This is a genomic window from Nocardia sp. NPDC047038, assembly GCF_040644075.1.
In the GTDB taxonomy this organism is placed as follows: domain Bacteria; phylum Actinomycetota; class Actinomycetes; order Mycobacteriales; family Mycobacteriaceae; genus Nocardia; species Nocardia sichangensis.
Window position 1 is genome coordinate 15,405 of sequence record NZ_JBEYVQ010000017.1, and the last position, 13,326, is coordinate 28,730.

A 13,326-nucleotide genomic window follows, 5' to 3' on the forward strand; every position below is an offset into this window, starting at 1 on the left:
TCATCGTCGCGGTCAAGGGAAGGTCACATGAAGCGCAGAGGATTGCGCTTCGGTGGCCCGGCGAAAGGGGTCACGTCCCGGCGGAGCTGAGGGGCCGCGCGGTCGGTGACGAGCGCGTACCACCGTTCTGTCGCGCTCCGGTGATCAGCGATCGACCTCAGGGCGGCCGACACGGCGGTGCGCGGCCAGCGTCGAGGCCAGCGCCGCCCGATCCAGTTTGCCCCGCGGCGTACGCGGCAGCCGGTCCACGACCAGAATCCGCACCGGCATACTCGGACTCGGCAAGGTCGCGCGCAGCCGCCGCCAGATCTCGTCGGCTTCCGGTGCGCCCGCGCCGAGCACGATCGCGGCCGCGGGCGCTTCCCCCATGCGCGCGTCGGGTACGCCGATGCAGGCGGCCTCGGCGACACCCGGTATCGCCGTGAGCGCCGCTTCGACGGCGGCGGGTTCCACGTTGAGGCCCGCCCGGATCAACATCTCGCTGTCCCGGCCGAACAGCCGCAGGCGGTTGCCGATCACCTCGCCCCGGTCGCCCACCGTCATCCAGCCGTCGACGGGACCGCCTGCCACGCCGTCCGCGGTGAGGTAGCCGTCGAACAGCATGTCGCTGCGCACGTACACCAGGCCGTCGCGGACGCACGCCTCGACACCGGAGAACAGTTCGCCCGCCGACTTCTCGTCGGCACTGCCGAGCCCACGGTCGTAGGACACGAAACTCAGCTCGGACGCACCGTAGAAGTGCACGAGCGAGGCGTTCGGCAGGACCTCCCGCAACGCTCGCCGTCCCGCCAGCGGCCACCGGGCCGCCGAGGACAGCACCTCCCGGACGCCGCCGACCTGGCCGATTCCCGCCCGCACCACGTCCCACGCAATTGTCGGCACCGAATACAGCTGGGTCGCACCGTCGTTCAGTGCGTCGACCACCGGTCGCAGGTCCACCGTCGCGCCGCGAGTCAAGGCGTGCAACGCGCCGTAGAGGAAATGCGTGTGGTCCAGCACGCCGGGCACCGAGACCCGGTCTCCGGCGCCGATGTCGAAGGTGGCATCGGAGCGATCCAGCGTGGCGGCCCACGACCGCTGATCGCGCACGAAGAGCTTCGGCTCACCGGTGGTGCCGGAGGTGATGCCCACCAACAGTTCGGCCTCCGGTCGCGCCCCGGCCGCCGGAGCATCGGATGCCAACGCGGCGGCGGTCCGTACGACGCCGTCGAATCCCAGCCGCCGCAACCGCCGGTGCTGGTGCGGCGCCGCGACGACGGCTCCCGGCTCGGCCAGCGCGAGGACACGGCCGAACTGATCGGGCAGCAGATGGCGGTGCAGCAGGACGACGCTCACCCCGGCGTGCATCGCCGCGGTCACCGTCACCAGGGATTCGACATCGGACGTGGGCAGCACGGCCACCCGGCGCATGCCGTCGAGCCCGGCGGCGGTGCGCAGGACCTTCGACCAGAACCGCTCGTAGTCGACCACCTCGCGTCCCGAGACCACGGCGGTCGCCGCGGGATTCGCCGCGGCCTGCCGAGCGATCCGCGCGGCGAGCAGTTCAGTCATCGTCCACTCCCCTGGCGGCGAGGGCGTCGCCCATCGCGTCGGCCGTCCGCAGCGCGCGCACCAGCACCGGCGTGACCAGCGCCGTCATCGACCATTCCAGGCCGCGAGCGCGCCGGGCCTCGGCGACGTCGTGCACGATCCCCGCCAGCAGCGGGACACATCGGATGGCCAGCGCCAGCAGCAGGCCGATCCGCTCGGGATCGACACCCACCCGCCGCAGCGGTCCGAGCCACCGGGTCACGGCATCGAGCAGGTCGCTCACCCGGGTGGTGAGGGTGAACAGCGCCGCGAGCGCCACCGAGACCACCAGCAAGCCGCACACCACCGCGGCCCGCGCGGGCGAGGTGATCAGCACCTGGAAAACCGCGATGATCAACAGCATCCACACCAGCGGACGCAGTTGGGCCACAGCGACCCGCCACGGGATCCCGGCCAGGGCGAACAGTCCCGCCACCACCGCCCCGGCGGCCAGCACCTGCGGTGGAGTGCGCACGAACACCGTGGTCGCCACGATCGACGCCAGCAGCAGCACCAGCTTCACCCCGGCCGGTATCCGGTGCAGTGGCGAATCACCCGGACGGTACAGGCCGATCATTCGACCGACGCTCGGTATGCCGCGAGGGCGTCGCCGGGCGTTCCATCGAACACCACCGCCCCGTCGTCGATCACGATGACGCGTTCGAAGCTCTCCAGCAGCGACAGCTGATGCGTCACGACGATCACCTGCTGATCCACCGCGTCCAGCGCGTCGGCGACGACCCTGGCGTTGCGCAGGTCCAGCAGCGTGGTCGGCTCGTCGGCGACGATCACCTCCGGCCGCCGGATCAGGACCGCACCGAGGGCGAGCAGCTGTTTCTGGCCGCCGGACAACAGATGGGCGGGGTGCTCGGCGTGACCGGCGAGCCCGAATCGTTCCAGGATCTCCCGCACGCGCGCCGCGATCTCCTGCTTGCTCAGCCCGGTCCGCCGCAGCGAGAAGGCGAGATCCTCGGCGACCGTGGGCATGACGATCTGGGTGTCGGGATCGGTGAAGACGAACCCCACCTTCCGTCGCACCTGCGCGCCCTTGCGGGCCGCGTCGACACCGTCCACCGTGACCGTGCCGGAACTCGGCGTCAGCAAACCGTTGATCATGCGCGCCAGCGTCGACTTGCCGGAACCGTTCGACCCGATGACGCCCACGCGGCGCTCGGTGATCCGCAGATCGATGTCGCGCAGCACCTTTCGCTCGCCGAAGCGGTGACTCACCGAGTCGAAGACGATCTCGCTCACGACACTCGCTCCACCAGGATCGCGATCCCCTGCCCGCCGCCGATGGCGCAAGCCGCGAGACCGAGCGCCGGGCCGTCCGCACGCAGCATCTGACTCGCCAGGCGCACCAGCAGGATGGCCCCGGACGCTCCCCACGGGTGCCCCATCGCGATGGCGCCGCCCTGCGGGCAGATCGTGGACTCGTCCAGGCCCAGTTCGTCGGCGACCGCAAGGACCACCGACGCGAAGGCTTCGGTGATCTCGACGACGCCGAGGTCCGCTACACCGAAACCGGTCCGACGCAGCAGTTTTCGGATCGCGGGTACCGGACCGAGGCCCGGGTACGCCGGGTCTGATCCGGCGACCGCGCAGCCGAGGATCCGCAGAGCGGGCAGCCCGGCGGCCATCGCCTCGGTGGTGACCGCCATGGCCGCCGCCCCGTCGGAGATGCCGCAGGAATTGCCCGCGGTGGCGGTGCCGTCGACGCCGAAGCTGGGACGCAGGCGCGCGAGCCGGGCCGCGGTCATCCCCGCCCGGATGCGTTCGTCCCGGTGCACGCCGCCGACCGGCACGATCTCCGCGGTGAAGTCGGCGGCGGCGGCGAGCGTGTGCGAGCGGGCCGCGTAGGCGTCCTGCCGCTCCCGGCTGATGCCGCGCGCTCGCGCGAGATCGTCGGCGGCCGCACCCATGTCCGGATCGGGAAAACCCGGTGGCGCGAAGGGGGCGCGGGTGTATCGCACCGGCTCGGCGTCCGCCACGGGCGGCCAGAACCGCCACGGGGCGGTGCTGGCCGATTCGACCCCGCCGGCCAGGAGAAGTTCGTCCGCGCCGCTGCGCACCCGCAACGCCGCCTGCATCACCGCGTCGAGGCCCGAACCGCACTGCCGATCGACGGTGACGCCCGGAACACGCACGCCCAGCCCAGCACGCAAGGCGGCGACCCGGGCGGGATCACCGCCGGGCCCGAGGCAGTTGCCGAGAACCACGTCGTCCACGTCGGCGTCGATGCCAGCGCCGCGCAGCGATGTCAGCACCTCGCGCAGCACGGGAGCGGCCAGATCGGTGGTGGTCAGATCGGACAATCCGTGGCCCGCGTTGCCGATCGGCGTGCGGCGCGGCGCTACCAGGACGGGAACCGGGCTCATGCCAGCAAGTCTTTCAGTTCGCCCCTGGCCACCTTCCCTGCGGCGGTGCGCGGCAACGCGGGCAGCGGCACCCACCGGCGCGGCATCGCCTCCTTCGCCAGCACGCGGCGTGCTCGCGACCGCACCTCGTCGAGCCCGGCGCGTCCGTCCAACTGCACCGCGGCCGTGACGGTTTCCCCGAACACCGCGTGCGGCGAGCCGATCACCGCCACCGCGGCGACGCCGTCGAGCGCTTCGAGAACGCGCTCCACCTCTTCGGCGACCACCACGGTGCCGCCGACGTTGATCGCGCAGTCGCCCCGGCCCAGCACGGTCAGCTCACGGTCGTCGCCCAGTTCGGCGAGGTCACCGACGCCGAACCAGTCGGGCGCGCCGAGCACGCGGTAGGGCGATCGGACGTAGAGCAGTCCGTCGCGCACCTCGGCCTCGACCCCGTCGAGCAGCCGCATCGGCTCGGGAACACGGCGCGCCGCCACCAGCGAGACCTCCGAGGACCCGTAGTACTCGACGACATCCACGCGGCCGGCCGCCGCCACCGCACCGTCGTCGAGCGCGATGCCCGCGACGATCGCGGTGCGCAGGCGCGGGCAGGCAGCCACCACCTCACGCAGTACGGCGGGCACCGCGTGCACCACGGTGGCTCGCGACCGGTCGTCGGTGACGCACGCGCCGCGCCACAACGCGTGCAACGCACCGAACAGATGCATGGTCGCGTGCAACGGACCGGTGATCAGCACGCGGTCGGACGCCCCCACACCGGTGATCGCGGTGAACGCGGGGAAGCTGTCATACCAGGAGGCGGCCGTGCGCGCCAGCGGCCGGGGACGTCCGGTCGAGCCCGAGGTCGCCACCAGCAGGAACGCCCCAGCCGGGATGCCGGTACGGTGCGGGCGCGCGGCGGGATTCTCGACGAAGACCGGGATGCCGCGCCGGGCCGCGGCGCAGACGCGGATCAGCGCGTCCGGAACCGGCAGGGCCGAGGCGTCGTAGACGTGCTCGTCCGGGTTGTCGGCGATCCACCGCTCGATCGCACGGTCGAGCTCGCGGTAGGTGAAGCGGCGGCCACCGAAGTCGACGGCAGGCGCGTCGGCCGCGCCGCCGAGTTCGGGACTAGGCACGGATCACACCGGGATAGGCGCGGTGCACTCCCTTGGCCACCACGGTCGCGACGACGACTTTGAGCAGGTCGCCGGGAATGAACGCGAAGTTGGTGGTGACGGCGGCCCGCACGCCGAGATCGGTGCGCAGCAGCAGGCCAACGGTGCCGAACAAATAGATGATCAGCAGACCGCCGACGGCGTTGATCAGCAGACCGAGCACGACCGGGTATTTCGGCAGGATGCGGGCGGTGCTGAGCCCGATGAACAGCGCGGCGGGAATCCAGCCGATCAGGTACCCGGCGCTGGGACCGGCCAGCGCCGTCAGACCGGTACGGCCGCCGGACAGCAGCGGCAGGCCGATCATCGTGAGCGCCAGGAAAACCAGAACCGCCGCCGTTCCCTTGCGCGCCCCGAGCACCGCACCGGCCAGGATCACGCCGAGGGTCTGCACCGTGATCGGCACACCACTGAACCCGACGGTGATGGCGCCCGGCAGGCCCAGCGCCGCGATCAGCGCCGCGAAGACGGCGATCTGCGCCATATCCCGCGCGGAAACACCGGCCCTCGGCTCCCGAGAGTTCTCGACACCCTCCACGACAACCCTCCGCCTAGAACTTGAACGACGTTCAAGGTAGCAAACCGAGTACGGCGGCGCGCAGCGAGCTCGGTGTGATCTGTCCTCCGATCGTCGGACAGATTTTTCGTGCCCGCGCGGCCAGACTCATCCGAGACCGGGAAGCCGGGCCCGCAGCCGCTTCCCGGCGAGGACAGCAACTCGTTCCGGAGGCATCGACACGATGGACGAGATCGGCGCGCACCTGCCGCGGCCGGATCGTGAACTGACCGCCGTCGTTCGCGCCGGGGCGTTGCCCGTGCTCGCTCTGCCGCGATTCCACGACGGCGACCACGACCCCGCCGAGCGCCGGTTACGCGCCGCGCTGGACACCTGTCACAGACTGGGCTCGGAATACGGCCACCGTTATCTCACCGGTAAGCAACTGCGCTTCGCGGTGAACATCGCGCGGTGCAGAACTGCCCGCGGTGACCTCGACGGAGCCGCCGCGTTGCTGGAGCGGGCGGCAGCGGTAGCGAAGGGAACCCGCGCCGGACGGGGTGATCGCGATCGCCGATCTGATCCGCCGCGAATACGCGCGGCTGCCCGCTGGTGCGTCCGAATTCCACTGATCCCAGGAGTACAGCATGACCCCCGTTGCCCCGCCCCTGCCCGCTTTCGCCCCGATCGGCGTGGTGCGCTGCGGCGCGCCGACGATCGATGACGTTCCCTCCGAGGGGCTTCCGTCCCGGGTGGTGCTGGACGAACGGTATCTGGCCGCGCTGGACGGAATCGAGCCAGGTGATCACCTCTACGTGCTCGCGGTATTCCATCTGGCCGATCCCGAGGTGCTGACGGGCAGCCCGGGCACGCGCCACGCGCAGGGCGCCTTCTCGATCCGGTCGTCGTGCCGGCCCAACCTGTTGGGCATGACCCTGAGCCGGGTACTCGACATCCGAGGTACCGAAATCTCCTTCGAGTGGCTCGATTTCGTGGACAACTCACCGGTGCTCGACATCAAGAGGTACAACTGGCGCTGGGAGTGCGTGCCGTCCACGCGACGGCTGGATCGCCGGTTCATCGAACGGCAACTCGACCACCGGACACTGGCCGCCGTGCTGGCCCGCCCCGCCTACAATTTCCACGGCGAGCGCTGCGCCCGCGTCGGCCAAACCGGCGCGCTGGCGGCCACTTTGGTGCAGAACCACGACTTGTGGCTGGGAAATCCCGCGCTCCGGGTCCATATCCGGGCCGACGGCCATCTCGTGGACTGTGTGCAAGGTCTCACCGGCGCGACCTTCGGCAACGGCCGGCTGGGTGTGACGCTGTCGGACACCGACGAACCGGTCGTCGAATTCGTGGAACCCACGCGCAGACTTTCCGCACGCAGGACCGGCTCGGAGTGGGCCATCACCCAGTACCCGCAATAACATATCCGGCGCCGATCGGCAGTCGGGCGAACGAACGACATTCAGCCGAATGAATTCTCCGGACACGCGGGCGACACGCCATTTCCGCGGTAGGCCGTCCAGGCGATCGACGGCGCGACCGTGTCCGGCTCGGTACTGTTTTTCTGGTATTTCCTGAATCGAAATCTGAACGGGAGCGCGACCATGTCCGAAACTCTGCTCGGTGATATCAAATCCGACCGCGTCACATTGAATCTCCTGTTCGACTCGGCGGAATTTCGCTGCGCACCCGGCGAAGAGCCCGCGCACACGGTGCGGATCGGCGCACCCACCGTTCAGGACAATCGCATGTGCGCGCAGTGCGTCGGGGAATGCAAGGTGTTCTGATGTCCGACGGCCGGTTCAAGATCGCCGAGGAGGTGTTCGTCGTCGATGTCGACGACGGCCACCTGCTCTACGCGCCGTTCGAGGGCGTCATCAGCCGCCTGACACCGCAGACGGCCGCCGAACTCCGCTCTGGGCAGAGCTCCGCGAGCCGCGAGACCTTGCGGTACCTGCACGGGCTCGGGCTCATCGTGCCCGCCGACACGCCGAGCCCCGCCCCCGTGGGCACCTGGGACGAATCGTTCGCGCCGACCGGGGTGGTCTACATGGTCACCGCCGCCTGCAATCTCCGCTGCACCTATTGCTACGCCGACGCCGGTGATCACCCGGTCGACCTGTACAACCGCCGAATGGCGTTGGACGCGGCGAAATTCGTGATCGACAACGCGGCGGCGAGCGGCGCGGGCACCGCCTATCTCAACTTCCACGGCGGCGGCGAACCGACGCTCGACTTCGACCTGATCCGCACGGTGGTCGACTGGAGCCGGGAGTACGCGCGCAACGAAGCGGGCGATCTGCGCGTCAACGCGAGCATGGTCACGAACGGGCTGATCAGCGACGCCAAGGCGCAGTGGATCGCCGACAACATGGACAGCGTGCAAGTGTCCCACGACGGTCCGGCGGCGATCCATGATCTCCAGCGTCCGACCGTGCGCGGCGGCACGTCGTATTCCCGGGTGCGCGAGGTCATCGAGCTGTTCACCGGGCGCGTTCCGGATCTGATGATCAAGTCCACGATCAGCCGAGCCGCCGTCGGCAAGATGCCGGAGATCGCCCGCTACCTCTGTTCGACATTCGACCTGCCACGTTTCCATCTGGGGCCGGTGCTCGGCACCGGCCGTGGCCGCTCGGTGGTCTTCGGCGAACCCGAAGCGCAGGAATTCGTACGCGGCTATTACGCGGCCCAGGAGATCGCCGACGAATACGGCAGGACGATCGTGGTGTCGGGCGCGCTGGCCACCTTTCCCCATGTCCGGAGAACGTTCTGCGGCGTCACCGATCCGAATTTCTCGCTTACCTCCGACGGCCATATTTCGAGTTGCTACGAAATAATGTACGACGACGACAAACGCGCGCCGCACGCCTACTACGGACGGTACAACCGAGAAACGCGGACGTTCGACGTGGACGGCAACCGCATAGCGAAGCTGCGTTTGCACGATGTCAACAAGATTCCGAAGTGCAGGAATTGCTTCGCGAAGTGGCAGTGCGCGGGCGACTGCCAGGCACGCTGGTACAACTCGCATACCGGCGAGCTGGAGAACGGACCGGACGTGCGCTGCGAGATCAATCGAACGCTCATCCGGGATCGCTTGCTCTCGATCGTCAGTGTCACCTGAACACCCCGCGCCGGCGAGGGCGCTGCTGGTCAATATTCAGGACGGGTCCTCGCTCGCCTACAACCTGCCCTACGAGAACCTCCGGCTCGGCGGGATCGGTTCGGCACTCGAGCGAGCCGGGATCGTCTGCGCTTACTACGATTCCGCCGCCGATCCGGAGGGTCTGGTCGCGGCCCTGCGCTCGCTCGCGCCGCGACCGGTCATCGTGTTCGACACCCTCTACCGGATCTCGGACGGTGTCGGCGCGGCCATTCGCGCCGCCCGGGCGGTCCACCCCGATGCGTACGTGCTGGTGGTGGGCCGGGCCGCGGCCGCGGTGTCGGTACAGCCCGGCGCGGCCGCGCAGGTGGACGCGGTCGCGGATTCCGGTGACGTCGGCCGGGTGGTCGCGACCTGCCTGGCCCATTGCGGGCAAATACCGCCCGCGCCACCCGATACCTGGCAGACGATCACGCCGCAGCGCCGATTCCCTCGCTTCGCCCGCGTTCGCGGGGTACTCGACATCGAAGCGACACGCGGCTGTATGCACGGATGCAGTTTCTGCGCCGTCGACGGCGTTCCCGATGCGCCCCGCGTCCGCCGGTGGCAGCCGCGCGAACCCGCCGACGTGGTCGGCGAGATCACGGAACACGCTGTCGGCCAGGGCATTCGACGCGTACAGTTCGTCGACGACAACTTTCTGGGAGCGCCGGCCGCGGTCGACTGGGCACAGCGGTTCGCCGACGAACTGCGCAGCCGGAACATCGAGGTCCGCTTCTCCATCTACGCCCGGCTCGACCGCACGCTCGACCGGGTACTCGACACCTTGCATTCGGTGGGGCTGATTCAGGTGCACGCCGGTGTCGAATCCGGTTCCTTTTCGGTGCTGCGCCGACTGCGAAAGGGCACGACACCGGAGGAGTTGTCCAGGATGGTGCGCCACCTGCGGCAACGGGACGTGGGTCTGGTCGCTTCGCTGATCGTCTTCGAGCCGCGCAGCACACTCGACGAGCTGGACGAAAGCCTGCGCTGGCTCGACGAACACCGGCTGTACCGGTCCTTCAGCCTCACCACGCTGATCCCGTTCCACAACACCCTCGCCCACAGGGAACTTCGCACCCAGGTGATCGCCGAGCCGTCGACGTCGTTCGCACCGCTGGGTTACCGGTTCACCGAACCGGACGTCGATCGGATCTACCGAGCGGCCGTCGCGCGGGAAGCCGATCACGAGCAGTGCAGCGACGGCGCGCTGGAGCGGCTGATGCGCTGCCGTTTCGCCTTCGAGGAACGTCTCGGGCTGGGTCCGGAACCCCCCGAACTTCGCGACCTCGACGCCTACCGAGCGCGCCAGATCGCCGCGATCCTCGACGACATCCGACGGCTGCGCCGATGACCGGCAGGGCCGAATCCTTCGACGCCGTCGCGGATGCGCACGACCACGCGCGCTGGGATCTGCCGCCCGCGCGGTTCGACGCCGCGGTTCTCGCGGCGCTGTCCCGTTTCGCGGGCCGTGGTGGCGCCCCCGCGCTCTTCCTCGGTTCCGGCTCCGGGCGTGAGGCCGCGGCGTTCGTCCGGGCAGGCCGACAGGTGGTCCTCGTCGACATCTCCGCGCGCATGCTGTCGTTGGCGAAGGCCAGATACCGCGACAGTCCTCTGGTCGACTATCGACGGCAGTCCGCGACGGAGTTCCTCGACGACGCCGACGCCGACTACCCGTTCATCTCCGCGGTCGGCGAACTCCTCGGCTATGTACGCGACCACGCGGCCCTGCTGACCCGCATTCGCACCCGGCTGGGCGACTCGGGTACCTGCGTCTTCACCTGGGTGGACGCGCATCGACTCGCGCAGCGTGGGCTGCCCGCCCAGGTCTGTGCCGACGGGACGGCGATCTTCACCGAACGCAACGAACCGCCGCTACGGATCCGCGGGTGGTCGCAGGCTCACATGCACGCGTTACTCGGCACGGCGGGCCTCGACCTGGTCGAGGAGATCGCCCCGGAGGCGGTGAGTCCTCGACGCGGCTGGACGGTCACGCCGTCGAGAACTAGCGATGGGTCCAATCCGGCTGGGTGAAGTGGGCGACTCTGGCCGCGTCAGGGTCCGTGCCGAGCAGGACCACTTCACGGAATTGCCACAGCAGCGCGCCGGTGGGTGCGTGAATGGTCATGTTCGGGCCGAGCCGCATCTGCAACAGGCCCGCTTCGCCCGCAGGCGCGGTGTCGTCGCGCAGTTCCGCTTGCCGTACCGCGTCCTCGGCCCGGACCCAGCGCGGGGTGTCCTCGGCGGCCACCCGGGCCAGATCCACCAGATGCACCGAGTAGACCTCATCCGGATTCGGGCGTAACCGGGTCGCGTCGTTCAGTGCCAGAACGAGGGGCGTGATCGTGAAACCGGAGGCCGCCGGGAAGTCGTCGAGTGCGCCGAGCAGATCACTCGGCCGCGCGTCCAGGCCGAGTTCCTCGCGCAGTTCGCGCAAGGCGGCTTCTTCGGTGGTCTCGCCTTCGTCCAGCCGGCCGCCGGGCAGGCCCCATTGTCCGGCGTTGCGGCCACGATAGGCCCGCTTGATGACGATCACCGACAGCGGCCCGCCGGGCTCCTCGACCACGCACAGCACCACCGCCGCGCGGCGCACACCGGGCAGGTCGGCGACCTCGATGCGCGGGAATGCGGCCAAGCGGGAATGCGCGAGCACACGGAATTCGTCGATGCTCCTCGGTAGCGGCGCTGTCGGGGTCGGCTCCATGGCTTCGATCTTGCCCTTCCCCATCGACGAGCGCGACAAAGGAAGTCGTTGACAGCAACTGACTCACCTGTCACCGTATCGGGAATCTCGGGGTCCGGACCGTGCCCCGGGCGTTCGCGATCGGAGCGTGCTTGATGGGATTTCTCGAGCCCGACCTGCCGGTGGTCGATATGGCGGAATGGAGCAAGGGCACGCGCGCCGAGCGCATCCGTCCCATGGCCCGGCACTGGGCCGAGGTCGGCTTCGGGACTCCGGCGGTGCTGCACCTGTTCTACGTCGGCAAGATCTGCCTCTACGTGCTCGGTGGCTGGTCGATCGCGCTGACCACCAACGGTATCGACGGGTTCACCGACGTCGGCGCCTGGTGGTCGGAGCCGATCGTCTTCCAAAAAGTCGTGCTGTACACGCTGCTGTTCGAAGTGGTCGGCCTCGGGTGCGGGTTCGGCCCGCTGAACAACCGGTACTTCCCGCCCTTCGGCTCGATCCTGTATTGGTTGCGCCCCAACACGATTCGGCTGCCACCGTGGCCGGGGCGGATACCGCTCACCAAGGGCGACAACCGCACGCCGGTGGACGTCGCGCTGTACGCGGCGCTGCTGGCGACGACAGCGGTCGCGTTGCTGTCCGATGGAACCGGACCGATACCGGAGCTGAACACCACCGTCGGTTTGCTGCCGCACTGGCAGGTGGCGGTGATCCTCGGGCTGCTGGCGGTACTCGGGCTGCGGGACAAAGTGATCTTCCTGGCCGCCCGGGGCGAGGTGTACGCCACCCTCACAGTCGTCTTCCTTCTCCCCGGAGCCGATTCGATCGTCGCCGCGAAGGTGGTCTTCGTCGTGATCTGGATGGGCGCGGCCACCTCGAAACTCAACAAGCACTTCCCTTTCGTGGTGTCCACGATGATGTCCAACAGTCCGGTGTTCCGGCCGAAGCCGCTCAAGCGCGCGTTCTTCGAACGCTTCCCCGACGATCTGCGGCCGGGACGGTTGTCCCGCGTCTTCGCCCACGGCGGCACGGTCGTCGAGATGTGCGTTCCGCTGGTGCTGTTCTTCTCCCACGGCGGTTGGCCGACGGCGATCGCGGCGATCGCGATGGTGTGTTTCCACCTGGCGATCCTCACCGCCATTCCCATGGGCGTCCCGCTGGAGTGGAACGTCTTCATGATCTTCGGCGTCGTCACGTTGTTCGTCGCGCACGCCGATCTCGGTCCGAGCAGTGTGCGCAACCCCGTGCCCGTGGCGGTGCTCTTCGTCGTGATCGCAGGCATCGTGATCGCCGGGAATCTGTTCCCGCGCAAGATCTCCTTCTTACCGGGCATGCGTTACTACGCTGGGAACTGGGACACCACCATGTGGTGCGTCAAACCCTCGGCCGCCGCGAAGATCGGCACCGGCATCGTCGCGATAGCCGGCATGCCGCAGGCCCAGCTGGAGCGGTTCTACGGCAAGGATCGCGCGCAGATCCCGATGTACCTCGGGTACGCCTTCCGGGCCATGAACACCCACGGCCGCGCGTTGTTCACGCTCGTCCACCGCGCCATGCCACCCGGCCACGAAGACGAGTACACCATCACCGACGGCGAACGCATCTGCAGCACCGCCGTCGGCTGGAACTTCGGCGACGGCCACATGCACAACGAACAACTCATCGCCGCGATGCACCGCCGCTGCCACTTCGAACCCGGCGAAGTACGCGTCGTCCTCCTCGACGCCCAGCCGATCCACCGGCAGACCCAGCGATACCGCCTCGTCGACGCGGCCACGGGCGAGTTCGAACGCGGCGAAGTGCGCGTCGCCGACATGGTGACCCGCCAGCCCTGGGCCGACGACGTCCCGGTGCGGGTGCACTACACCGCGAGCGGGCTGTGACTC

General features: G+C 69.1%; 14 protein-coding genes. 7 read left to right on the forward strand and 7 right to left on the reverse strand.

Features of this window, described 5'->3' with window-relative positions; all coding sequences use genetic code 11:
* Positions 1-144: 144 nt before the first annotated feature.
* The 6 genes from ABZ824_RS33460 to ABZ824_RS33485 are packed head-to-tail and all read right to left on the reverse strand — an operon-like array spanning position 145 to position 5,642.
* Complete coding sequence (locus ABZ824_RS33460) at positions 145-1,551, reverse strand: AMP-binding protein (RefSeq protein ID WP_355078363.1); 1,407 nt, start codon at positions 1,549-1,551, stop codon at positions 145-147.
* A complete protein-coding gene (locus ABZ824_RS33465) occupies positions 1,544-2,146 on the reverse strand; it encodes an energy-coupling factor transporter transmembrane protein EcfT (protein WP_356968140.1) in 603 nt (200 codons plus the stop codon). The genes ABZ824_RS33460 and ABZ824_RS33465 overlap by 8 nt, the downstream gene beginning before the upstream one ends.
* Positions 2,143-2,823 carry an ABC transporter ATP-binding protein gene (locus ABZ824_RS33470; protein WP_355078365.1) on the reverse strand — a complete coding sequence of 227 codons (681 nt, stop codon included), beginning with the start codon at positions 2,821-2,823 and terminating at the stop codon, positions 2,143-2,145. The genes ABZ824_RS33465 and ABZ824_RS33470 overlap by 4 nt, the downstream gene beginning before the upstream one ends.
* The gene (locus ABZ824_RS33475; protein ID WP_356968142.1) at positions 2,820-3,947 is read right to left on the reverse strand and encodes a thiolase family protein; all 1,128 of its coding nucleotides are present in this window, start codon (positions 3,945-3,947) and stop codon (positions 2,820-2,822) included. The genes ABZ824_RS33470 and ABZ824_RS33475 overlap by 4 nt, the downstream gene beginning before the upstream one ends.
* Positions 3,944-5,065, reverse strand: coding sequence for an AMP-binding protein (locus ABZ824_RS33480; protein WP_356968144.1), 1,122 nt, complete (start codon positions 5,063-5,065; stop codon positions 3,944-3,946). Before ABZ824_RS33480 ends, ABZ824_RS33475 begins: the two co-directional genes overlap by 4 nt.
* Entirely contained in the window at positions 5,058-5,642 is a 585-nt protein-coding gene (locus tag ABZ824_RS33485; protein WP_356968146.1) for a biotin transporter BioY, read from the reverse strand. Before ABZ824_RS33485 ends, ABZ824_RS33480 begins: the two co-directional genes overlap by 8 nt.
* 202 nt (positions 5,643-5,844) lie before the next feature.
* Between ABZ824_RS33485 and ABZ824_RS33490 the strand changes: the two genes are divergently transcribed.
* The 6 genes from ABZ824_RS33490 (at position 5,845) to ABZ824_RS33515 (ending at position 10,785) form a co-directional block, all read left to right on the forward strand.
* Positions 5,845-6,324, forward strand: coding sequence for a hypothetical protein (locus ABZ824_RS33490; RefSeq protein WP_356968147.1), 480 nt, complete (start codon positions 5,845-5,847; stop codon positions 6,322-6,324).
* A complete protein-coding gene (locus tag ABZ824_RS33495; protein WP_356968149.1) occupies positions 6,248-7,030 on the forward strand; it encodes a TrmO family methyltransferase in 783 nt (260 codons plus the stop codon). The genes ABZ824_RS33490 and ABZ824_RS33495 overlap by 77 nt, the downstream gene beginning before the upstream one ends.
* A gap of 120 nt (positions 7,031-7,150) precedes the next feature.
* The gene (locus ABZ824_RS33500) at positions 7,151-7,396 is read left to right on the forward strand and encodes a hypothetical protein (RefSeq protein ID WP_356968151.1); all 246 of its coding nucleotides are present in this window, start codon (positions 7,151-7,153) and stop codon (positions 7,394-7,396) included.
* Entirely contained in the window at positions 7,396-8,733 is a 1,338-nt protein-coding gene (locus ABZ824_RS33505) for a radical SAM protein (RefSeq protein ID WP_356968153.1), read from the forward strand. The genes ABZ824_RS33500 and ABZ824_RS33505 overlap by 1 nt, the downstream gene beginning before the upstream one ends.
* Positions 8,723-10,105: a radical SAM protein gene (locus ABZ824_RS33510; protein WP_356968155.1), complete on the forward strand. Its 1,383-nt coding sequence runs from the start codon at positions 8,723-8,725 to the stop codon at positions 10,103-10,105. The genes ABZ824_RS33505 and ABZ824_RS33510 overlap by 11 nt, the downstream gene beginning before the upstream one ends.
* The gene (locus tag ABZ824_RS33515) at positions 10,102-10,785 is read left to right on the forward strand and encodes a methyltransferase domain-containing protein (RefSeq protein ID WP_356968157.1); all 684 of its coding nucleotides are present in this window, start codon (positions 10,102-10,104) and stop codon (positions 10,783-10,785) included. Before ABZ824_RS33510 ends, ABZ824_RS33515 begins: the two co-directional genes overlap by 4 nt.
* Here the strand turns inward: ABZ824_RS33515 and ABZ824_RS33520 are convergent.
* A complete protein-coding gene (locus ABZ824_RS33520; RefSeq protein WP_356968159.1) occupies positions 10,757-11,455 on the reverse strand; it encodes a CoA pyrophosphatase in 699 nt (232 codons plus the stop codon). The two genes, ABZ824_RS33515 and ABZ824_RS33520, sit on opposite strands and share 29 nt — an antisense overlap.
* 134 nt (positions 11,456-11,589) lie before the next feature.
* Here ABZ824_RS33520 and ABZ824_RS33525 point away from each other — a divergent pair, with 134 nt between their 5' ends.
* Entirely contained in the window at positions 11,590-13,323 is a 1,734-nt protein-coding gene (locus ABZ824_RS33525) for a DUF3556 domain-containing protein (protein WP_356968161.1), read from the forward strand.
* Positions 13,324-13,326: the final 3 nt, after the last annotated feature.

Coding starts and splice junctions, on each gene's coding strand:
- ABZ824_RS33515 (WP_356968157.1), top strand. CDS start 10,102: ATGACCGGCAGGGCCGAATCCTTCGACGCCGTCGCGGATGCGCACGAC.
- ABZ824_RS33505 (WP_356968153.1), top strand. CDS start 7,396: ATGTCCGACGGCCGGTTCAAGATCGCCGAGGAGGTGTTCGTCGTCGAT.
- ABZ824_RS33525 (WP_356968161.1), top strand. CDS start 11,590: ATGGGATTTCTCGAGCCCGACCTGCCGGTGGTCGATATGGCGGAATGG.
- ABZ824_RS33475 (WP_356968142.1), bottom strand. CDS start 3,947: ATGAGCCCGGTTCCCGTCCTGGTAGCGCCGCGCCGCACGCCGATCGGC.
- ABZ824_RS33465 (WP_356968140.1), bottom strand. CDS start 2,146: ATGATCGGCCTGTACCGTCCGGGTGATTCGCCACTGCACCGGATACCG.
- ABZ824_RS33520 (WP_356968159.1), bottom strand. CDS start 11,455: ATGGAGCCGACCCCGACAGCGCCGCTACCGAGGAGCATCGACGAATTC.
- ABZ824_RS33460 (WP_355078363.1), bottom strand. CDS start 1,551: ATGACTGAACTGCTCGCCGCGCGGATCGCTCGGCAGGCCGCGGCGAAT.
- ABZ824_RS33495 (WP_356968149.1), top strand. CDS start 6,248: ATGACCCCCGTTGCCCCGCCCCTGCCCGCTTTCGCCCCGATCGGCGTG.
- ABZ824_RS33490 (WP_356968147.1), top strand. CDS start 5,845: ATGGACGAGATCGGCGCGCACCTGCCGCGGCCGGATCGTGAACTGACC.